This window comes from Terrabacter sp. R4-6 (genome assembly GCF_057529065.1).
Window position 1 is genome coordinate 532529 of the sequence record NZ_CP197224.1, and the last position, 19716, is coordinate 552244.

Consider the following 19716-nt stretch of genomic DNA (forward strand, 5'->3'; position numbering starts at 1 on the left):
TCGGCACCGGATGGGTCAGGCGTCAGCAGACTCCGTGGCCGGCGCGTCGGCCTCGGCGGCGGAGTCACCGTTGTCGCCCTCGGCGAGGACCGCAGCGAGGCTGAGCTTGCCGCGCGGGTCGATCTCCTTGAGCTCCACCTGGATCTTCTGGCCGATCTTGACGACGTCGTCGACGCTGTCGATCCGCTTGCCACCGACGAGCTTGCGCACCTCGGAGATGTGCAGCAGGCCGTCCTTGCCGGGCAGCAGCGAGACGAACGCACCGAACGTCGTCGTCTTGACGACGGTGCCGAGGAAACGCTCGCCGACCTCGGGCATCGTCGGGTTCGCGATGGCGTTGATCGCCGCGCGAGCCGCCTCGGCCGAGGGGCCGTCGACCGCACCGATGAACACGGTGCCGTCGTCCTCGATCGAGATGTCGGCGCCCGTGTCGTCCTGGATCTGGTTGATCATCTTGCCCTTCGGGCCGATGACCTCACCGATCTTGTCGACGGGGACCTTCACCGTGATGATGCGCGGGGCGTACGGGCTCATCTCGTCGGGCACGTCGATGGCCTCGGCCATGACGTCGAGGATGTGCAGACGCGCGTCGCGGGCCTGGGTCAGCGCGCCGGCGAGGACCGACGCGGGGATGCCGTCGAGCTTCGTGTCGAGCTGGATGGCCGTGACGAACTCCTTGGTGCCGGCGACCTTGAAGTCCATGTCGCCGAAGGCGTCCTCGGCTCCGAGGATGTCGGTGAGGGCGGCGTACTGCGTCTCACCGTCGACGGTGTCGGACACGAGGCCCATCGCGATGCCGGCGACCGGGGCGCGCAGCGGCACACCGGCGTTGAGCAGCGACAGGGTCGAGGCACAGACCGAGCCCATGGACGTCGAGCCGTTGGAGCCGAGGGCCTCGGACACCTGACGGATGGCGTACGGGAACTCCTCGCGCGTCGGCAGGACCGGCATGAGCGCACGCTCGGCCAGGGCGCCGTGACCGATCTCGCGGCGCTTCGGCGAACCGACGCGGCCGGTCTCACCGGTGCTGTAGGGCGGGAAGTTGTAGTTGTGCATGTAGCGCTTGCGCGTGACGGGGCTCAGCGTGTCTAGCTGCTGCTCCATCTTGAGCATGTTGAGCGTCGTGACACCCATGATCTGGGTCTCGCCACGCTCGAAGATCGCTGAGCCGTGCACGCGCGGCAGGACCTCGACCTCGGCGCCCAGGGCGCGGATGTCGGCGAGGCCACGACCGTCGATGCGGACCTTGTCGCGCAGGATGCGCTGGCGGATCAGCTTCTTCTGCACGGAGCGGAAGGCGGCCGAGACCTCCTTGTCACGCCCCTCGAACTGCTCGGCGAGCTGCGCCTTGACGGCGGCCTTGATCTCGTCGAGGCGCTCCTCACGCTCCTGCTTGCCCGCGATCGTGAGGGCAGCGGTCGTGTCGGCCTCGACGGCGGACTCGACGGCGGCGTACACGTCGTCCTCGTAGTCGAGGAAGATCGGGAAGTCCTGGACCGGCTTGGCGGCCTCGGCAGCGAGCTGGGCCTGGGCATCGCACAGCTGCTTGATGAACTTCTTGGAGGCCTCGAGGCCCTCGGCCACGACCTCCTCGGTCGGAGCCTGCTTGCCCTCGTTCTTCACGAGGTCCCAGGTCGACTCGGTGGACTCGGCCTCGACCATCATGATCGCGACGTCGTCACCGACGACACGACCGGCGACGACCATGTCGAAGACCGAGCGCTCGATGTCGGAGAAGTTCGGGAAGGCGACCCACTGGCCGTCGATGAGCGAGACGCGCACGCCACCGATGGGGCCCGAGAACGGGAGGCCGGAGATCTGCGTCGACGCGCTGGCCGCGTTGATGGCGAGCACGTCGTACTGGTGGTCGGGGTTCAGCGAGAACACCGAGATGATGACCTGGACCTCGTTGCGCAGACCCTTCTTGAAGGTCGGGCGCAGCGGGCGGTCGATGAGGCGGCAGGTGAGGATGGCCTCGGTCGACGGGCGACCCTCACGACGGAAGAAGCTGCCGGGGATCTTGCCGATGGCGTACATGCGCTCTTCGACGTCGACCGTCAGCGGGAAGAAGTCGAACTGGTCCTTCGGGGACTTGCCCGCGGACGTCGTCGACAGGAGCATCGTGTCGTCGTCGAGGTACGCCGTGACGGCGCCGCCGGCCTGACGTGCCAGGCGGCCGGTCTCGAACCGGACCGTGCGGGTGCCGAAGCTGCCGTTGTCGATGACGGCCTCGGCGAAGGTGATGTCTGGACCCTCCATGTGGGCCCTCGCTTTCTTTTTCTCATGTGCCCGCGCACATCGTCGTTGTGTGCGTGGTTTCCTTCTTCGGGCCGGGTGGCCCTGGTGCGGCGGACGACGGGCGTCGCCCGCCTGCACCTACGACGAAAGGCGGTCTCCGCGGAACGCGGTGACCGCCTTTCGTCACGAACTCATCGACGCAGGCCGAGTCGCTTGATCAGCGAACGGTAGCGCTCGATGTCGGTCGCCTCGAGGTAGCGCAGCATGCGCTTGCGGCGGCCGACCAGCAGGAGGAGACCACGACGGCTGTGGTGGTCGTGCTTGTGGGCCCGAGCGTGCTCGGTCAGGTCCTTGATGCGCTGCGTCAGCATCGCGATCTGGACCTCGGGAGAGCCGGTGTCGCCCTCGACCGTGGCGTACTCGGTCATGATCTGCTTCTTCACGTCAGCGTCCAAAGGCATGGATGAACCGACTCCTTCTCATCTCGTTGCGCGGTGCTCCAGGGCATGTCCACCTGGGCGCTATCGAATCCGCGGCCGTTCGACGGCGTCTCCAAGCGTAACAGCGGGGTACGTGCCGCCCTAATCGGGCCTTCGGGGTGCGTCACGAGGGCTTCACGGGGGCTTCGGGGCGGCTACGAGGACACGTCGGCGGCCGTGACCGTTTCGTGACCGCGGGCGTGTTTGGCCCGGCCCGGAGCATGGGTACGACAGAGGTTGCTCGGGGAAACCCTCTTGAAGGAGACAAGCGACACCATGATCGTTCTCGGACTCATCCTGCTGCTCATTGGCATCTTCGCCAAGATCAGCATCCTGACCACGATCGGCATCATTCTCGTCGTCGTGGGCGCGGTGCTCTTCATCCTCGGCGCGTCGGGACGCGCCATCGGTGGCCGGAAGCACTGGTACTGATCGGTCGCACCACCAGCAGGAACCAGACGCCCCCGCGGACTTCCGCGGGGGCGTCTTGCGTCCCCGGCCGGCAGCGGTCGTACGCCGTGTGGCCGGGGTCGTATGCCGTGTGGCCGACCCCGCGCCCACGACCCACGCGTGCCCCGGGCGTTCAGGACGTCCGCAGGCGGAGGGCCCCCCCGACGATCGGGAGTGCCCTCGTGAGCCGGCCGGACGGCATACGCACGCCTGTCCGTGAGGGGCTCAGAAGTTGATCATGTGGCCGGCGATGCCGTGCACGGCCTCCTTGACGGCCTCGCCGAGCGTCGGGTGCGCGAAGACGGTGCGCGACACCTCGTCGGCCGTGAGGTCCCACGTCTGCGCGAGGTTGAGGACGGGGAGCAGCTCGGTGACGTCGGGCCCGATCATCGCGGCGCCGAGGATCTCGTTGTGCTCGGCGTCGGCGATGACCTTGACGAAGCCGACGGGCTCGCCGAGGCCCATCGCCTTGCCGTTGGCCGAGAAGGGGAACGTTGCCGTCTTGACGTCGTGGCCGGCCTCCCTGGCCTGTGCCTCCGACAGACCCATCGAGCCGATCTGCGGCTGGCAGTACGTCGCCCGCGGGATGAAGGCGAAGTCGATCGCCATCGTCTCGACGCCGGCGATCGTCTCGGCGGCGACGATGCCCATGGCCTCGGCGACGTGGGCGAGCATGAGCTTCGCGGTGACGTCACCGATGGCGTAGACGTTGGGGACGTTGGTGCGGCCGTACTCGTCGATGGCGATGGCGCCGCGCTCGGTGAGCTCGACGCCGGTGGCCTCGAGGCCGAAGCCCTCGGTACGCGGCGCGAAGCCGATGGCCGACAGGAGACGGTCGGCCTCGAGCACCTGCTGGTCGCCGCCGGCGGCGGGGCTGACCGTGACCTTGACGCCGGAGCCGGTGTCCTCGACGGACTCGACCTTGGTGCCGAGCATGACCTTCACGCCGAGCTTCTTGTAGTGCTTGAGCAGCTCCTTGGACACGTCGGCGTCCTCGGTGGGCACCATGCGGTCGAGGAACTCGACGATCGTCACGTCGACGCCGAAGTTCTTCATGACGTAGGCGAACTCCACGCCGATGGCGCCGGAGCCGGCGATGATGATCGAGCCGGGCAGCTCGGGGTCGAGGATCTGCTCCTCGTAGGTCACGACGTTCTTGCTGACCTCGACACCCGGGATCATCCGCGTCACGGAGCCGGTCGCGAGGATGAGGTTGTCGAAGGTGATCGAGCGCGACGAGCCGTCGTTGAGCGCCACGTCCATCGAGGACGCCGACGTCAGGGTGCCCCAGCCGTCGATCTCCTCGATCTTGTTCTTCTTCATGAGGAAGTGGACGCCCTTGACGATGCCGGCCGACACGGAGCGACTGCGGGCGTGCGTCGGGCCGAAGCTCATCGTGGCGTCGCCCTCGATGCCGTACTTCTTCTTCTCGTGCGTCAGGGTGTGCGCGAGCTCGGCGTTCTTGAGCAGGGCCTTGCTCGGGATGCAGCCGACGTTGAGGCAGACGCCGCCCCAGTACTGCTTCTCCACGACGGCGACCTTCTTGCCGAGCTGCGACGCGCGGATCGCCGCGACGTAGCCACCAGGACCGGCACCGAGCACAACGACATCGAAATCAGCCATGGCCCCAGCCTATCCGTGAGCGGGAGCGCTCCGAGACGGCGCCCACCCGCACATCACGATCTGCGCAGAACTGTGCATTTCCCTGTGTCGCAGAGCACACGGACCGCCGTGGCGAGAGTAAGTTTCCCCGACGCACGGCCGAACCCGTCCGGCCCGACCAACGGAGGTCACCCGCGTGAGCACCACTCCGCACCGTCACGAGGCGCCACCGGCGAACAAGGGCCTGCTGGCCCTCGCCGGCGTCCTCCTCGCCATCCCCATCGTCGCCCTGATGCTCGTCGGCACCTATGCCAAGGACGAGCCCCGTCTCGGCGGCTTCCCCTTCTTCATCTGGTACCAGTTCCTCTGGGTGGTCCTCTGCTCGGCCCTGACCTACACGGCCTACCGCATCGTGCTCAAGGCACGCCCGCACGTGCCGATGAACCCCGAGGGTGACTCCTTCGTCGACGACGACGACACGCGAGAGGACGGCACCCGATGACCGCCCCCGCACCGGCTCTCGCGCCGGCTCTCGCACCGGCCGCCGACACCGGTGGCGTCAACGGCGTCGCGCTCACCGTCCTCATCTTCTTCTTCGTCGTCGTCGCCGGGGCCGGCTTCTGGGCGGCCCGCTGGCGTCGCCCGGAGAGCATGGAGAGCCTCGAGGAGTGGGGGCTCGGCGGGCGCTCGTTCGGCACGTGGATCACGTGGTTCCTGCTCGGCGGTGACCTCTACACGGCCTACACGTTCGTCGCCGTGCCCGCCGCCATGTGGGCCTTCGGAGCCGTCAACGGCTTCTTCGCCGTGCCGTACACGATCGTCCTCTACCCGATCATCTTCGTCTTCATGTCGCGCCTCTGGTCGGTGTCCCACCGCCACGGCTACGTGACGCCGGCCGACTTCGTCGAGGGCCGCTCGGGGTCCCGGGTCCTGTCCCTCGCGGTCGCCGTCACCGGCTTCCTCGCGACGATGCCCTACATCGCCCTGCAGCTCGTCGGCATCCAGGCCGTCCTCGAGGTCGCCGGCGTCGGTGGCGGCAACAACTGGGTCGCCAAGGACCTGCCGCTCTTCATCGCGTTCCTCGTGCTCGCGCTCTACACGTACACCTCGGGCCTTCGTGCGCCGGCGATCATCGCCTTCGTCAAGGACATCCTCATCTACCTCGTCATCATCGTGGCCGTCATCTACCTGCCCTCCAAGGTCGGCGGCTGGGGCCACGTGTTCGACTCGGCCAAGGAGAAGATGACGACGACGACCAACCCGGCGACGGGCAACCCGAACGTCTTCATCCCCGGGCCCAAGGCGTACTGGGCCTACGGCACGCTCGCCCTCGGCTCGGCCCTGGCGCTGTTCATGTATCCCCACTCGATCACGGCGACGCTGTCGGCCAAGAGCCGCAACACGATCCGCAAGAACGCCTCGATCCTGCCGGCGTACTCCTTCCTCCTGGGCCTGCTGGCCCTGCTCGGCTGGGTGGCCATCGCGGCCGGCACGAAGCCCGTGGGCCTCGACGGCAAGGTGAACGGCCAGCTGGTCATCCCCCAGCTCTTCGAGGACATGTTCCCCTCGTGGTTCGCGGGAGTGGCGTTCGCGGCGATCGCCATCGGGGCGCTCGTCCCGGCAGCGATCATGTCGATCGCGGCGGCCAACACCTTCACGCGCAACATCTACAAGGCGTGGATCAAGCCGGACGCGACCGTGCAGCAGGAGGCGAAGGTCAGCAAGCTCACCTCGCTCGTCGTCAAGGCGTTCGCGCTGATCTTCGTGCTCACCCTCGACAAGAGCAACGCGATCAACTTCCAGCTCCTCGGCGGCATCTGGATCCTCCAGACGTTCCCGGCCCTGGTGTTCTACCTCTACACGCGGTGGTTCCACCGCTGGGCGCTGCTCGCCGGCTGGGCGGTCGGCATGGTCTACGGCACGCTGGCCGCGTACAACGTGACCAACAAGGCCACCGGCGCGCCGTTCGCCGGGTCGGTCGCGAACATGCCTCTCATCGGGCAGCTCGGCTACATCGCGGTGACCGCCTTCGCGATCAACGTCGTCGTCGCCGCGATCCTCACCCTCGTGCTCCGGGCCGCCAAGGCTCCGGAGGGCGAGGACGCGACGATCCCGGCCGACTACTTCGCCGACGCCGGTGACCCCCGCGTCGAGAAGCTGGCCGTCGGCCCCCACGAGACGACGCCGTCCGCCTGACGCGTCCGAGCACGTATGCCGCAGGGCCGGGTCCGCAAGGACCCGGCCCTCCGCGCGTCCCGACTCCCCCACACCGTCGAGTGGCCCCGTGACCCCACCCGCCCCACCGAGCCAGCCCCCACCCCGTCGAGTGGCCCCGTGACCCCACCCGCCCCACCGAGCCAGCCCCCACCCCGTCGAGTGGCCCCGTGACCCCACCCGCCCCACCGAGCCAGCCCCCACACCGTCGAGTGGCCCCGTGACCCCACCTGCACCATGTGATGACGAGGCCACTCGACCGGGTGGGACCCTCCGAGGATGTGACGACGAGGCCACTCGACCGGATGGGACCCTCCGAGGATGCGACGACGGGGCCACTCGACTGGGGCGGGGCGCGCACTTGAGTGGGGCGGCTCGCTCACTCGAGTGGGTGTCAGGGGTCGCGGGGGCGTTCGGGCGGGAGGGCGGCGATGGCCTCGTCGACGTCGAGACCGGTGACCTGGAGCAGGTCGACGATGGTGGAGCGCACCTGGGCGAGCACCGTCTCGGTGGCGAGGCTCGACGTGCGCGGCACCTCCCCCGTCGCGGCCGCCACCGCGAGCAGCGCCGTCCGCCCGACCTCGGGAGAGGCGTTCTCGGAGAGCGCTCGTCCGATGACGTCGGTCGCCGACGCGAGCTCGAGCAGGAGCGTCTCGTAGCCGGGCGGCAACGGCTCGCCGCGCCCGACCGCGACCGTGACCCGGCGGACGAGCACCCGCGTGCTCCGCATCGCGCGGTCGAGCGGCTCGACGAGGTCGACCATCTTGCGCACCCCGGCGGCGTGCTGACGCTTGAAGGGCGACGAGGTGATCACCGACAGGCCCTCGTCGGCCGCCTGCCGCAGCTCGCGGAGCAGCGACTCCGTGCCGCGGGCCGAGGCCAGCACCTCGGCCGCGCCCTCCACGTCGCCGTCGCGCGCGCTGACCGCCGCCCGCCGGAGCAGCTCACCGATCTTGCGGACCGCCTCGGCGGCCGCGACCCGCGGTCGACGCAGCGGCGCCTGCGGCACGACCGTGGCGGCGACCAGCGCGATGCCACCGCCGATGAGCGCGTCGGTCCACCGGCCGAACGCCTGGCCCGGGCTCGCGACGAGGGCGGCGATGACGATGCCCTGCACGGCCGACTGGGTGACGATGACCGGCCCGCCGTCGAGGAGGGTCGCGATCGCCATCGACACGAGCACCACGGCGGCGATCTGCCACGGGCCGCTGCCGGCGACGTGCACGAACACGTCGGCCGTGAAGACGCCGACGGCGACGCCGATCGCGACCTCGAAGACCCGGCGCAGCCGCTGGCCGTAGGACATGCCGAGGCAGACGACGGCGACGATGGGTGCGAAGAAGGGCGAGGCGTGCCCGAAGACGTCGGTCGCGAGCCACCAGGCGACACCGGCCGAGACGGCGCACTGGACGAGGAGGAAGATCCGCGAGCGCAGTCGCTCGAACCGGGTGCGGACGCTGAGCCGGCTCCGGTCCCAGGCACGGTCGAGGGCCTCGGCGACCGGGGCGTCGCTCCTCAGGTAGTCGTCCACGAACGCGCCTCTCGGTCGGTCCCCGCGGCAGGTGCCACCGGGGGTCGTGCGGGTAGTCACTCGTGCATCCGATCGTCCAGGGCTAGAGCCCCAGGGAAAGGATGGCATCGAAGATCTGTCGCACGGCAGGGGCCGCGACCTTGGAGCCCGAGCCGCCCTGCCCGACGACGACCACGACGGCATACCTCGGTCTCGTCGTCGGTCCGTAGCCCGCGAACCACGCAGTCGCCTGCTTGCCGAAGACCTCACCCGTCCCCGTCTTGCCCGCGAGCGGGTAGCGGTCCTGGGGGAAGCCCGCGAAGGCCGTCCCCGCCGACCCACCGGGTCGGGTCACGTCGCCGAGGGCAGAGCGGACGTATGCCAGCACGTCGCGTCGCAGGGGCACCGTGGCGACGCGCTTCGGCACGATCGGCGTCGTCACCCCGGCGGCCGTGCGGTAGCCGGCGGCCACCTGGGGCTGCCACAGGGTGCCGCCGTTGGCGATGGCGGCGTAGACCCCCGCCATCTGGAGGATCGTCACGGCCGTGTCGCCCTGGCCGATGGAGAAGTTCACGGCGTCGCCCGCGCGGTACTGGTAGCCGGCCGAGCAGTTCTCGGTGGCGAGCCGCTTGAGGTAGTCGGCGCGCTGGCGGTCGGTGCGGGCGACCTCCGGGTAGCCGCTGCTCGCCCGGCGGCACGTCTCGTCCTTCGTCGCGAGCCAGTACTGCTCCTTCCAGGCGCGGTCGGGGACGCGACCGGCTGCCTCGCCCGGCACGTCGACGCCGGTGCGCCGTCCGAGCCCGAAGGCCTTGGCCATCGAGACGAAGGGGTCGGCGGCGCTCACGGGCGCGGCGAGGCCTCCCTGCTCGAGCCACGCGGCATACGCGAGGCGGTAGAAGACGGTGTCGCAGGAGACGACGAGGGCCCGGTGGAGGTCGATGGGACCGTAGCCGCGCGACTCGAAGTTGTTGAAGCGTCGGCCACCGACGGAGACGTTGGGTGAGCAGTCGTAGGTCCCGTCGAGCCGGGCCCCGGAGCTGACCGCCGCGGGCACCGAGATGACCTTGAACGTCGAGGCCGGCGGGAACGTCTCGGCCGTCAACCGTGAGCGCAGCGGCGTGCCCGCTCGCTCGTCGGTGAGGCGCGCGAGCTCCGTGGTGCTGATCCCGCCGGAGAAGACGGACGGGTCGTAGGACGGGTAGCTGGCTGCGGCGACGACGGCACCGTTCGTCACGTCGACGACGACCGCGGCCGCGGTGTCGGCGCGCAGCTTCTGGGCCCGTGCCGACGCGACGGCTCGCACGAGCGCGGCCTCGGTGCGCGCCTGCAGCCGCGCGTCGAGGTGGGTCACGACGTCACGGCCGGCCACGGGAGGCGTGGCGCTGACCGTGTCGGTGACGATCCCCCGGGGGTCGATGGCGACGACCGTGCTCCCATTGGTGCCGCGCAGCACGCGGTCGTACTGCGCCTCGAGCCCCGAGCGTCCGACGACGTCCTCGGCGTCGATGCGTCCCTGGCTGCCGCTCACATCGTCGGCGCCGGCCCGGGCGACCCAGCCGAGCAGGTGGGAGGCCAGCGCTCCCCGCGGACGGGGGTAGGCGCGGGCGGGCTCGGTGGTGACCCCGACGCCCGGGAACTTCTCGGGCTGCTCGAGCAGCGTCAGGGCGCGGCGCGCGTCGACACCGGTCGCGACCGGGATCGGCACGTAGGGCGAGCCGTTGAAGCACGCCGGGGCCGGCGGCGCCCCGGTCGTGCCGCAGAGCATCGTCTTGCCCCACAACCGTTCGAAGGGCTGGCCGACCGCGGTCGCGAGTCGCGTCACGAGGTCGCGGCCGCCGTTGTCGGCCCCGACGAGCACCGAGCGCTGGACCGTGACGACGGTGTCGAAGGTGTTGTCGACGAAGGGCGCCCCGGTGCGGTCGAGGATGCGGCCGCGCAAGGCGTGCTCGCTGACGGTTCGGGTGTTGACCGTGACGGCGGCGCGGGCGAGGTCCTGACCCTCGACGAGCTGGAGCTGTCCGAGGCGGCCGAGCAGCAGCCCGAAGAGCGTGACGAGCAGGACGAGCACGACCCCCGCGACGCCGACCCGTCGTCGCGGGCCGTTCACCCGAGCCTCCGGCGCACGAGGGCCCGGTCGAGCGCGAGGAACGCCGGCAGCAGCAGCCCGCCGACGGCCACCGTCACGAGCAGCCGCACCAGCCCGTCGGTCAGCTCGACGCTGCCCTCGGCGAGGACCGCCGAGCCGAGGCGTGCGACGAGCACGACGGCGGCCGCCGCGAGCAGGGCCGCCGGGGCTCTCAGCCGCGAGCGTGACGAGGATCGGCGCAGGAGGCCTGCGACGAGCCCGGCGACCATCATGACGAGGGGGGTCAGTCCGACCGGGCTGCCGACGGGCGGCACGAGCTCGACGACCCAGCCGGCGAGCAGCCCCACGAGGGCACCGTGCACAGGGCCCCGGAGCACGGCGGTCGCCACGACCCCGACGAGCACGAGGTCGGGCACCCAGCGGGGCTCGACGCCGAGACGCGGCAGAAGGGTCGCCACGACGAGCGCCGCGACGAGGACGTATGCCGTCCGAAGCACTCCCAGCAGCGTCGGCCTCATCGTCCGGAGCCCGTCGTCGGGCGAGTGGCGGGCGCGGTCGCACCCTCCGTCGAGCGCGGGGTCGAGCGCGCGGTCGGGACGAGCACGGCGACGACGTCGATCGCGTCGGGATCGATGGCCGGGCGCACCGTCGCGCCGCGCGTCAGCTGGCCCCGGTCGGGGTCGACGGCGGTCACGGTCCCGACGACGATCCCGGCGGCATACGGCGTCTCGTCGACGCTGCCGAGGGTGCGGACGACGTCGCCGACGACGGGGGTGGACGGTGCGATGCCCACGAGCCGGAGCGAGCCACGGGGACGGGACTCGGAGTCGCCGGGCGCCGGCGGCGACACCGTGCCGAGCGTGCCGGCCGGGCCGACGCGCACCGCGACGACCGAGTCGGCACTGCCGAGGACCTGCACGTCGCTCGTCCACGGCGAGACGGCCACGACGCGGCCGACGAGACCGTCGGCAGCCACGACCGTCGAGTCGGTGCGGACCCCGTCCCTCGAGCCGACGTCGATCGTCACGCTCCGTCCGCCGAGCGCGCTGACGTCGGTGGCGACGACGCGCGCCGGCACGAGCGTGCGACCGGTCGTGGCGTCAGAGCCGAGGAGCTCGTCGAGCCGACCGAGCTCCTCGAGGCGGTGCTGCTGCTCGGCGGCCACCGCGCGCAGGCGGACGTTCTCGCTCTCGAGCGCGGCGACGTCGTCACGCGGCGCCCCCGCGAGGGCGCGCTGCACGGGGCCGAGCACCAGGCCGCCCGTCCGGCGGACCCCGTCGGCGACGGCCAGATGGGCGAGGTCGGCGACGAGCAGCGCGAGGGTGAGCGAGGCGAGGACGACGAGGAGACGGCGGCGGACGGTGGGTTGCATGCGACTAGAGGCGGTGGTCCCCGACGAGGACGCGCTCGAGGCCGGCGAACTCGTCGACGCACCGGCCGGCGCCGCGCACCACCGCCCGCAGCGGGTCGTCGGCGACCTGGACCGGCACGCCGAGCTCGTGGCGCATCCGCTCGTCGAGACCGCGCAGCAGGGCGCCTCCCCCGGTCAGCGTGATGCCGCGGTCGAGGATGTCACCGGCGAGCTCGGGCGGGCACACGTCGAGCGTCGCGCGGACGAGCTCGATGATCTGGAGCACCGGGGTCTCGATGGCGCGGCGGACCTCGACCGAGCTCACCTGCACGGTCTTGGGCAGCCCGGTCACGAGGTCGCGGCCGCGCAGGCGGGTCGTCAGCTCCTCGCGCAGGGGGAACACCGACCCGACGGCGACCTTGATGTCCTCCGCGCTGCGCTCGCCGAGCAGGAGGGAGTACTCGCTCTTGACGTAGCCGATGAGGGCCTCGTCGATCTCGTCGCCGGCGATGCGCAGCGAGTTCGAGGTGACGATGCCGCCGAGGCTGATGACGGCGACGTCGGTCGTGCCGCCGCCGATGTCGACGACCATGCTCGCCGCCGTCTCGTAGACCGGCAGGCCCGAGCCGATGGCGGCCGCCATCGGCTCCTCGATCATGTAGACGCGGCGCGCGCCGCACCGGGTCGCGGCGTCCTCGAGGGCGCGGCGCTCGACCCCGGTCACCTCGCTCGGCACGCAGAGCACCATGCGGGGACGCACGAGCCGTGAGGTGCGCACCTGGTCGATGAACCACCGGAGCATGCGCTCGGTCTCGTCGGCGTCGGAGACGACGCCGTCCCGGAGCGGCCGGACCGCCCGGATGGTGCCCGGAGCCCGCCCGAGCATCTCCTTGGCCCGGGTGCCGGCGGCGACGAGCCGGCCGGTGCCGACCTCCACGGCCACGACCGACGGCTCCTCGACGACGACCCCGCGCCCACGGACGTGGATCAGGGTGTTGGCGGTGCCGAGGTCGATCGCGAGGTCACGCCCGAGGGGGCGCAGCCACGGTCGGGAGGTCATGCCGCGATTGTGCCCCGATCAGCCCTCGAGATCGGGGAACCAGATGCCGATCTCGCGTGTGGCGGACTCGTGGGAGTCGGATCCGTGGACGATGTTCTGCTGCACCTTGGTGCCCCAGTCGCGCCCGAGGTCGCCGCGGATCGTGCCCGGGGCGGCCTCGGTCGGGTTGGTGGCTCCGGCCAGGCTGCGGAAGCCCTTGACGCAGTCCTGGCCCTCGACGACGACCGCCGTGACGGGACCGGAGCTCATGAACTCGACGAGGGGCTCGTAGAAGGGCTTGCCCTCGTGCTCGGCGTAGTGCGCGGAGAGCTGCTCACGGGTGGGCGTCAGCACGGAGAGGGCGACCAGACGGTAGCCCTTCCCCTCGATGCGACGCAGCACCTCACCGGTGAGGCCGCGCTGAAAACCGTCGGGCTTGACGAGGACGAGGGAACGTTCGGTGGTCACCCGTCCACCCTATCGGCCGCGTCGCCGTCGGCTGCGGCCGCTTCGCGGCGGGCGACGACGGCGTCGACCTGGGTGCCCTTGACGAGGCAGGTGACCCAGAGGGCGAGGAAGAAGAGGCCCACGATGAGCATCATCGGCACGACGAGGGCGCTGAGCAGGGTCAGGGCCTGCACGACCCAGCCGAGCGTCACGCCCCACGGGCGACGCATGAGGCCCGCTGCGACGATGCTGAGAGCGCCCAGGCCGAGGCCGACGACGAGGTATGCCGTGCTCGGCCCGCTCCCCTCGTCGGTGGCCGCGATGGCCCGGGCCACGAGCGCACCGAGCAGGATGCAGATGGCCTGCCCACCGAGCACCGTCGCGAGCATGCGGAACGTGAACTTGCCGGTCTGGCCGTAGAAGATGATCGAACGCATGGGAGTGGGTCTCGCCTCGGGTGTGGGTCTCGTGGCCGGTGGGGCTCAGTAGTTCTGGGTGGTGTCCCAGGTGCGGATGATGGCCTGCGCCTCGGCGCCGCTCGCCCCCGTCGCCTCGGCGTAGAGGCTCATGGCGTCCTCGCGCCGGCCGGCGAGGATGAGCTCGCTGATGCGCGACCGGGCCTCGTCGGTGAGACGACCGTCGGTGTAGGAGGCCGCCGCGTCGCGCACGCCCGGCCCCTGGCCCGGGACGAACCAGCTGTCGACGGCCCGCTTGGCGTCGGCGAGCGGTGCCCCCGTCGCCTCGCGGTAGATCTTGATGGCGTTGATCTTGTGGCCGGCGCTGATCTCGCGGCTCACCCGGGCGCGGACCGCGTCGGTGAGGCCGACGAGCTCGCGGTCGGGGTCCTTGCGCCCCATGACCCGTCCCCAGACGACGACCGCGACGACGATGACGATGACGATGAGGACGAGCTTCACCAGAGGGTGCATGGGGCCAGCCTAGGTCGGGGTCGAGGGGTCGACGGGGTCAGAGGTCGGTGTGCCCGAGGAGCATCCGGACCTCGCCCGCGGTGATGACCGACCCGGTGGCGACGACACCGCCGCCCATGCCGTCGGACTCGGCGATCGTCACGGCCTGCTCGAGCGCGTCCGGCAGGTCGCGGACCACCGTCACCCGGGACTCGCCGAAGAGCTCCACGGCGAGCGCGCCGAGAGCCTCGGGCCGCATGGCGCGCGGCGACGAGCTGCGGGTGACGACGATGTGGTCGAGGGCGGGCTCGAGCACCTCGAGCATCCCGGCGGCGTCCTTGTCGGCGACGATGCCGACGAGCCCGACGAGACGGGTGAAGGAGAACGCCTCCCCGAGCGCCGCCACGAGCGAGCGGGCGCCGTGCGGGTTGTGGGCCGCGTCGACGAGGACGGTCGGCGACCGTCGGACGATCTCGAGGCGCCCCGGGGAGGTCATGCCCGCGACGGCAGCGGTCAGCACCTCGGGCTCGATGCGCTGGTCGCCGCCCCCGAGGAAGGACTCCACGGCCGCGACCGCGGTGGCGAGGTTGCTCGCCTGGTGCGCGCCGTGGAGCGGGAGGAAGAGGTCGGCGTACTCCCCCGCGAGCCCACGGATCGACACCTGCTGGCCGCCGATCGCGACCTCTCGTGCGAGGACGCCGAAGTCGTTGCCCTCGAAGACGATCCGGGCACCACCGACCTCCTCGACGCGGTCGACCAGGACGCGCGCGACGTCCTCGTCCTGCACGCCGGAGACGGTGACGGAGTCGGCCTTGATGATGCCGCTCTTCTCCTCGGCGATGGACACGACGTCGTCACCGAGCAGGTGGGTGTGGTCGAGGTCGACGGGGGTGACGACGGCGACCTGGGCGTCGATGACGTTGGTGGCGTCCCAGGAGCCACCGAGACCGACCTCGATGATCGCGACGTCAACCGGGGCGTCGGCGAACGCGGCGTAGGCGAGGGCGACCAGCACCTCGAAGAAGTTCATCCGGCGGCCGCCGGACTCGAGCGACCGGGCATCGACGAGCTCGATGAGTGGCGCGACCTCGTCGTAGGCGGCGATGAACTTCTCGCGCGGGATCGGCTTGCCCGACAAGGTGATCCGCTCACGGATGTCGTGCAGGTGCGGCGACGTGAAGCGTCCGGTGGACAGTCCGGTCTCGCGCAGGATCGAGTCGATCATGCGGCTCGTCGACGTCTTGCCGTTCGTGCCCGTGAGGTGGATCGTCGGGTAGGTGCGCTGCGGGTCGCCGGCGAGCTCCATGACCGCGCGGATGCGGTCGAGCGACGGACCGATGTCGTTCTCGGGCGCTCGGGCGAGGATCTCCTCCTCGATCTCGCGCATCCGCTTCATCTCCTCGAGGTTGCGCGCGGCCTCGACGGCGGCGGCGTCCGGGCGGCCGTTCATGCCGGCTCCCCCGTGCCCAGCTCGCGGACCATCCACACGCTCTCGGGCAGGCCCGATCCGGGTGTCTCACGGTGCGTCTCGACGAAGCCGTGCCGCGTGTAGAAGCGCGCCGCCTGCTGGTTGCCCTCGAGGTAGGACAGGGTGATGCGCGGGTGCTCGCTCTCCAGGGCGCGGGCGACGACGGCGTCCATGAGGCGCGAGCCGATGCCGTGACCGTGGTGGCCGGGCAGGACGTAGAGCTTCCACAGCACGAACGACTCGTCCTGGGATCCGAAGGTCGCCACTCCGACGACCTCGTCACCCTTCACGGCGACGAGGGTGCGGCCCTTGCGGATCGAGTCGGTGACGACGTCGCTCGTCCACCACTTGGCCAGTCCCATGGCGACGTACTCGGGCCCGGCGATCGGCTCGTAGGTCGCGAGCCAGGTCCGGTGACCGACGGACAGCACGCCCGCCAGGTCGTCGCCCACGGCCCCGCGCACGACGACGCCGTCGGCCGGTCGCCCGTCCGTGCGGGTGTCGTGGTCGGTCGGGTCGGGGTCGGGGGTCGTGCTCACGTCGGCGCCCTCCAGCTCGTCCTCGCGGTTCGCGGCGATCATCGCTTGACCACGAGGATCGTCGCCGGGTGGTTGTCGCCGACGACGACGTCGGTCGGTGTGCCCGGCAGCCCGTCGGGCAGCGCGTGGTCGGGTCCGGCCGCGGCGAACTGCGTCGCGAGCGTCTCCCCGACGATGAGGTCGCGGTGGGTCACCGTGGCCTCGAACACCTCGGCGCCGCCCTGAACCGTCAGGCTGATGCGGTCGCTGACGTGCAGGCCGGTGTCGCGACGGGCCTGCTGGACCGCGCGGACGAGGTCACGGGCCAGGCCCTCGGAGGCCAGCTCGGAGGTGACGGTCGTGTCGAGCACGACGAAGCCACCCGAGGGGAGCATCGCCGTGGCACCCGCGTCGGCGTCGCCGGCGACGACGGTCTCGAGGGCGTACTCGCCCTCGACGAGCGCGAGCCCGCCGGACGTGACCGTGCCGTCGGCGTCGACGCTCCAGTCGCCCGACTTGCTGCCCTTGATGGCGCGCTGGACGTCCTTGCCCAGGCGCGGTCCGGCCGCGCGGGCGTTGACGGTCAGGCGCTGGCTGACGCCGAAGTCGGCCTCGCTCGCCGTCGCGACGTCCACGAGGGTCAACGCCTTGACGTTGAGCTCGTCCTGGATGATCGCCCGGAACGGCTCCAGCGCGGCCGGGTCGGCCGCGACGACGGTCAGCTCGGCGAGGGGCAGGCGCGCGCGCAGGCCCCGGGCCTTGCGCAGGCTCGAGCCGGTCGAGCAGATCTCCCGCGCCCGGTCCATCGCGACGACGAGCTCGTGGTCGGCCGGGAGGTCGTCGACCGTCGGGTAGTCGGTGAGGTGCACCGAGCGCTCGCCCGTCAGGCCGCGCCAGATCTCCTCGGTCACGAGCGGCAGCAGGGGCGCCGTGGCACGCGTGACCGTCTCGAGCGCCGTCCACAGGGTGTCGAAGGCCGCGAGCGACTCGTCGGTCTCACCGCCCCAGAAGCGGTCGCGGGAGCGGCGGATGTACCAGTTGGTCAGCACGTCGAGGAAGGCGCGCATCGTGTCGCACGCAGCGGCGATCTCGTAGGCGTCGAGCTGCTCGGTCATGTCGCCGACGAACTCGCGCAGCTTGGCGAGCAGGTAGCGGTCGAGCACGTCGGACGAGGTCGTCGAGCGCTTCGCCTCGTAGCCCTCACCGCCGCGCGCCGTGTTGGCGTAGAGCGAGAAGAACGACCACGCGTTCCACAGCGGGATCATGACCTGGCGCACGCCGTCGCGGATGCCCTGCTCGGTGACGACGAGGTTGCCGCCGCGCAGGATCGGGCTGCTCATGAGGAACCAGCGCATGGCGTCGGCGCCGTCGCGGTCGAAGACCTCGCGGACGTCGGGGTAGTTGCGCAGCGACTTGCTCATCTTCTGGCCGTCGGACCCGAGGACGATGCCGTGGCTGACACACGTCTTGAAGGCGGGCCGGTCGAAGAGCGCCGTGGCGAGGATGTGCAGGGTGTAGAACCACCCGCGCGTCTGGCCGATGTACTCGACGATGAAGTCACCCGGGAAGTGGTGCTCGAACCAGTCGGCGTTCTCGAACGGGTAGTGCACCTGGGCGAAGCTCATCGAGCCGGAGTCGAACCAGACGTCGAGGACGTCCTCGACGCGGCGCATGGTCGACCGCCCCGACGGGTCGTCGGGGTTCGGACGCGTCAGGCTGTCGATGAAGGGCCGGTGCAGGTCGGTGACCTCGACGCCGAAGTCGCGCTCCAGCTCCTCGAACGAGCCGTAGACGTCGAGGCGCGGGAACTCCGGGTTGTCGGACTTCCACACGGGGATCGGGCTGCCCCAGAAGCGGTTTCGCGAGATGGACCAGTCGCGCGCGTTGGCGAGCCACTTGCCGAACTGGCCGTCCTTGATGTGGGAGGGCGTCCACTCGATCTCCTGGTTGAGCTCGAGCATCCGCTCCTTGATCTTCGTGACCTCGACGAACCACGACGAGACCGCCATGTAGATGAGGGGCTCGCGGCAGCGCCAGCAGTGCGGGTAGCTGTGGTCGTAGGTCTCGCGGCGCAGCAGCACCGTGCCGGCCGTCACCGAACCGGTCTCGCCCTCGCCGCGGGTCGCCGCCTTGAGGTGGTCGATGATGTGGGCGTTGGCGTCGAAGACGTGCATGCCCTCGTAGTCGGTGACGGGCCAGAGGAACCGGCCGTCGGCGCCGACGGGCACGACCGGCTCGATGCCGGCCGCGTCGGTGACGATCTTGTCCTCCTCACCGAAGGCGCCGGCGGTGTGGACGAGGCCCGTGCCGTCCTCGGTGGTGACGAAGTCGGCCGGGAAGACGCGGTGGGCGCGCTCGTGCCCCTCGTAGTAGGAGAACGGCGGCGTGAACGAGCGGCCGAGCAGGTCGCGGCCCGTGAGCCGCTCGACGACGCGCTCGTCGAGGGCGCCCAGGTCGACGTCGGCCCCGAAGAGGTCCTTGGCGTAGGCCGCGAGGCGGGCCGCGCCGATGACGTAGCGCTCGGTCGTGCCCGTCACGTCGGACTCGACGACGACGTAGTCGATGTCGGGCCCGACCATGATGCCGAGGTTGGCGGGCAGGGTCCACGGCGTCGTCGTCCACACGAGGGCGAGCTCGCCGGTCTCGAGGCGCAGGCCGATGGTGACGGCGGGGTCCTGGCGCATCTTGTAGACGTCGTCGTCCATGCGCAGCTCGTGGTTGGACAGCGGCGTCTGGTCGTTCCAGCAGTAGGGCAGGACGCGGAAGCCTTCGTAGACCAGGCCCTTGTCGTGCAGCTGCTTGAAGGCCCAGATGACCGACTCCATGTAGGAGGGTTCGAGCGTCTTGTAGTCGTGGTCGAAGTCGACCCAGCGCGCCTGGCGCGTCACGTAGTCGCGCCACTCGCCGGTGTACTTGAGCACCGAGCTGCGGCAGGCGTCGTTGAACGTGTCGATGCCGAGCTCGACGATGTCCTGCTTCGTCTTGAGGCCGAGCTGGCGCTGCGCCTCGAGCTCGGCGGGCAGGCCGTGGGTGTCCCAGCCGAAGCGGCGCTCGACGCGCTTGCCGCGCATCGTCTGGTAGCGCGGGACGATGTCCTTGACGTAGCCGGTGAGCAGGTGGCCGTAGTGCGGCAGGCCGTTGGCGAAAGGCGGTCCGTCGTAGAAGACGAACTCGTTGGAGCCGTCGGTGCCGGCGTCGCGGCCCTCGACCGACGCGATGAACGTGCCGTCCTCGTCCCAGTACCTGAGGACCCGCTGCTCGATCTCGGGGAAGCGCGGGTTGGACGGGACGCCGCCCGTCGTGGACTGGCCGGCGTCGTCGTTCGTGGTGACCTTGGGATAGGTCATGCTCGTGGTCTCCTGCGTTCGCGTCTGTTGGTCGCTCGTCTCTGCCACGAGGACGACGT

General features: G+C 70.8%; 17 protein-coding genes. 3 read left to right on the top strand and 14 right to left on the bottom strand.

The window, feature by feature from the left end; all coding sequences use genetic code 11:
- Nucleotides 1-15 precede the first annotated feature (15 nt).
- Both ACSSS0_RS02555 and rpsO read right to left on the bottom strand, forming a co-directional pair.
- Nucleotides 16-2259, bottom strand: a complete 2244-nt coding sequence (locus tag ACSSS0_RS02555; RefSeq protein WP_487229945.1) for a polyribonucleotide nucleotidyltransferase — start codon at nt 2257-2259, stop codon at nt 16-18.
- A gap of 170 nt (nt 2260-2429) precedes the next feature.
- Nucleotides 2430-2699 (bottom strand): 30S ribosomal protein S15, encoded by a 270-nt coding sequence (gene rpsO / locus ACSSS0_RS02560; protein WP_020142650.1) that lies wholly within the window; start codon nt 2697-2699, stop codon nt 2430-2432.
- Between the two features lie 294 nt (nt 2700-2993).
- On the opposite strand from rpsO, the gene ACSSS0_RS02565 reads away from it, so the two are divergent.
- Nucleotides 2994-3149, top strand: coding sequence for a DUF6131 family protein (locus tag ACSSS0_RS02565; RefSeq protein ID WP_196805932.1), 156 nt, complete (start codon nt 2994-2996; stop codon nt 3147-3149).
- Between the two features lie 243 nt (nt 3150-3392).
- Here ACSSS0_RS02565 and lpdA read toward each other — a convergent pair whose 3' ends face one another.
- Nucleotides 3393-4790, bottom strand: a complete 1398-nt coding sequence (lpdA, locus tag ACSSS0_RS02570) for a dihydrolipoyl dehydrogenase (protein ID WP_435985468.1) — start codon at nt 4788-4790, stop codon at nt 3393-3395.
- 175 nt (nt 4791-4965) lie between these two features.
- Between lpdA and ACSSS0_RS02575 the strand changes: the two genes are divergently transcribed.
- Together ACSSS0_RS02575 and mctP are read left to right on the top strand one after the other, a co-directional pair.
- Nucleotides 4966-5271, top strand: a complete 306-nt coding sequence (locus ACSSS0_RS02575) for a DUF3311 domain-containing protein (protein WP_435985467.1) — start codon at nt 4966-4968, stop codon at nt 5269-5271.
- Nucleotides 5268-6965 (top strand): monocarboxylate uptake permease MctP, encoded by a 1698-nt coding sequence (gene mctP, locus ACSSS0_RS02580; protein ID WP_487229946.1) that lies wholly within the window; start codon nt 5268-5270, stop codon nt 6963-6965. The genes ACSSS0_RS02575 and mctP overlap by 4 nt, the downstream gene beginning before the upstream one ends.
- Before the next feature lie 412 nt (nt 6966-7377).
- On the opposite strand, the gene ACSSS0_RS02585 is transcribed toward mctP, so the two are convergent.
- The 11 genes from ACSSS0_RS02585 to ileS form a co-directional block, all read right to left on the bottom strand.
- The gene (locus ACSSS0_RS02585; RefSeq protein WP_435985465.1) at nt 7378-8514 is read right to left on the bottom strand and encodes an FUSC family protein; all 1137 of its coding nucleotides are present in this window, start codon (nt 8512-8514) and stop codon (nt 7378-7380) included.
- 82 nt (nt 8515-8596) lie between these two features.
- Nucleotides 8597-10600 carry a peptidoglycan D,D-transpeptidase FtsI family protein gene (locus ACSSS0_RS02590; protein ID WP_487229947.1) on the bottom strand — a complete coding sequence of 668 codons (2004 nt, stop codon included), beginning with the start codon at nt 10598-10600 and terminating at the stop codon, nt 8597-8599.
- Complete coding sequence (locus tag ACSSS0_RS02595; protein ID WP_435985463.1) at nt 10597-11097, bottom strand: rod shape-determining protein MreD; 501 nt, start codon at nt 11095-11097, stop codon at nt 10597-10599. The genes ACSSS0_RS02590 and ACSSS0_RS02595 overlap by 4 nt, the downstream gene beginning before the upstream one ends.
- Nucleotides 11094-11951, bottom strand: a complete 858-nt coding sequence (gene mreC / locus ACSSS0_RS02600) for a rod shape-determining protein MreC (RefSeq protein ID WP_487229948.1) — start codon at nt 11949-11951, stop codon at nt 11094-11096. Before mreC ends, ACSSS0_RS02595 begins: the two co-directional genes overlap by 4 nt.
- A 4-nt stretch (nt 11952-11955) precedes the next feature.
- Complete coding sequence (gene mreB, locus ACSSS0_RS02605) at nt 11956-12990, bottom strand: rod shape-determining protein (protein ID WP_435985461.1); 1035 nt, start codon at nt 12988-12990, stop codon at nt 11956-11958.
- A gap of 18 nt (nt 12991-13008) precedes the next feature.
- A complete protein-coding gene (gene ndk, locus ACSSS0_RS02610) occupies nt 13009-13437 on the bottom strand; it encodes a nucleoside-diphosphate kinase (RefSeq protein WP_435985460.1) in 429 nt (142 codons plus the stop codon).
- The gene (locus ACSSS0_RS02615) at nt 13434-13853 is read right to left on the bottom strand and encodes a DUF4233 domain-containing protein (protein ID WP_435985459.1); all 420 of its coding nucleotides are present in this window, start codon (nt 13851-13853) and stop codon (nt 13434-13436) included. The genes ndk and ACSSS0_RS02615 overlap by 4 nt, the downstream gene beginning before the upstream one ends.
- Before the next feature lie 45 nt (nt 13854-13898).
- Entirely contained in the window at nt 13899-14345 is a 447-nt protein-coding gene (locus tag ACSSS0_RS02620; protein ID WP_487229949.1) for a hypothetical protein, read from the bottom strand.
- A 37-nt stretch (nt 14346-14382) separates the two neighbouring features.
- Nucleotides 14383-15774: a bifunctional folylpolyglutamate synthase/dihydrofolate synthase gene (locus ACSSS0_RS02625; RefSeq protein WP_435985457.1), complete on the bottom strand. Its 1392-nt coding sequence runs from the start codon at nt 15772-15774 to the stop codon at nt 14383-14385.
- Nucleotides 15771-16373 (bottom strand): GNAT family N-acetyltransferase, encoded by a 603-nt coding sequence (locus ACSSS0_RS02630; protein WP_435985456.1) that lies wholly within the window; start codon nt 16371-16373, stop codon nt 15771-15773. Before ACSSS0_RS02630 ends, ACSSS0_RS02625 begins: the two co-directional genes overlap by 4 nt.
- Nucleotides 16370-19657, bottom strand: coding sequence for an isoleucine--tRNA ligase (gene ileS, locus ACSSS0_RS02635; protein WP_487229950.1), 3288 nt, complete (start codon nt 19655-19657; stop codon nt 16370-16372). Before ileS ends, ACSSS0_RS02630 begins: the two co-directional genes overlap by 4 nt.
- Nucleotides 19658-19716: the final 59 nt, after the last annotated feature.

Coding starts and splice junctions, on each gene's coding strand:
- ACSSS0_RS02555 (WP_487229945.1), bottom strand. CDS start 2,259: ATGGAGGGTCCAGACATCACCTTCGCCGAGGCCGTCATCGACAACGGC.
- rpsO (WP_020142650.1), bottom strand. CDS start 2,699: ATGCCTTTGGACGCTGACGTGAAGAAGCAGATCATGACCGAGTACGCC.
- ACSSS0_RS02565 (WP_196805932.1), top strand. CDS start 2,994: ATGATCGTTCTCGGACTCATCCTGCTGCTCATTGGCATCTTCGCCAAG.
- lpdA (WP_435985468.1), bottom strand. CDS start 4,790: ATGGCTGATTTCGATGTCGTTGTGCTCGGTGCCGGTCCTGGTGGCTAC.
- mctP (WP_487229946.1), top strand. CDS start 5,268: ATGACCGCCCCCGCACCGGCTCTCGCGCCGGCTCTCGCACCGGCCGCC.
- ACSSS0_RS02595 (WP_435985463.1), bottom strand. CDS start 11,097: ATGAGGCCGACGCTGCTGGGAGTGCTTCGGACGGCATACGTCCTCGTC.
- mreC (WP_487229948.1), bottom strand. CDS start 11,951: ATGCAACCCACCGTCCGCCGCCGTCTCCTCGTCGTCCTCGCCTCGCTC.
- mreB (WP_435985461.1), bottom strand. CDS start 12,990: ATGACCTCCCGACCGTGGCTGCGCCCCCTCGGGCGTGACCTCGCGATC.
- ACSSS0_RS02615 (WP_435985459.1), bottom strand. CDS start 13,853: ATGCGTTCGATCATCTTCTACGGCCAGACCGGCAAGTTCACGTTCCGC.
- ACSSS0_RS02620 (WP_487229949.1), bottom strand. CDS start 14,345: ATGCACCCTCTGGTGAAGCTCGTCCTCATCGTCATCGTCATCGTCGTC.
- ACSSS0_RS02625 (WP_435985457.1), bottom strand. CDS start 15,774: ATGAACGGCCGCCCGGACGCCGCCGCCGTCGAGGCCGCGCGCAACCTC.
- ACSSS0_RS02630 (WP_435985456.1), bottom strand. CDS start 16,373: ATGATCGCCGCGAACCGCGAGGACGAGCTGGAGGGCGCCGACGTGAGC.
- ileS (WP_487229950.1), bottom strand. CDS start 19,657: ATGACCTATCCCAAGGTCACCACGAACGACGACGCCGGCCAGTCCACG.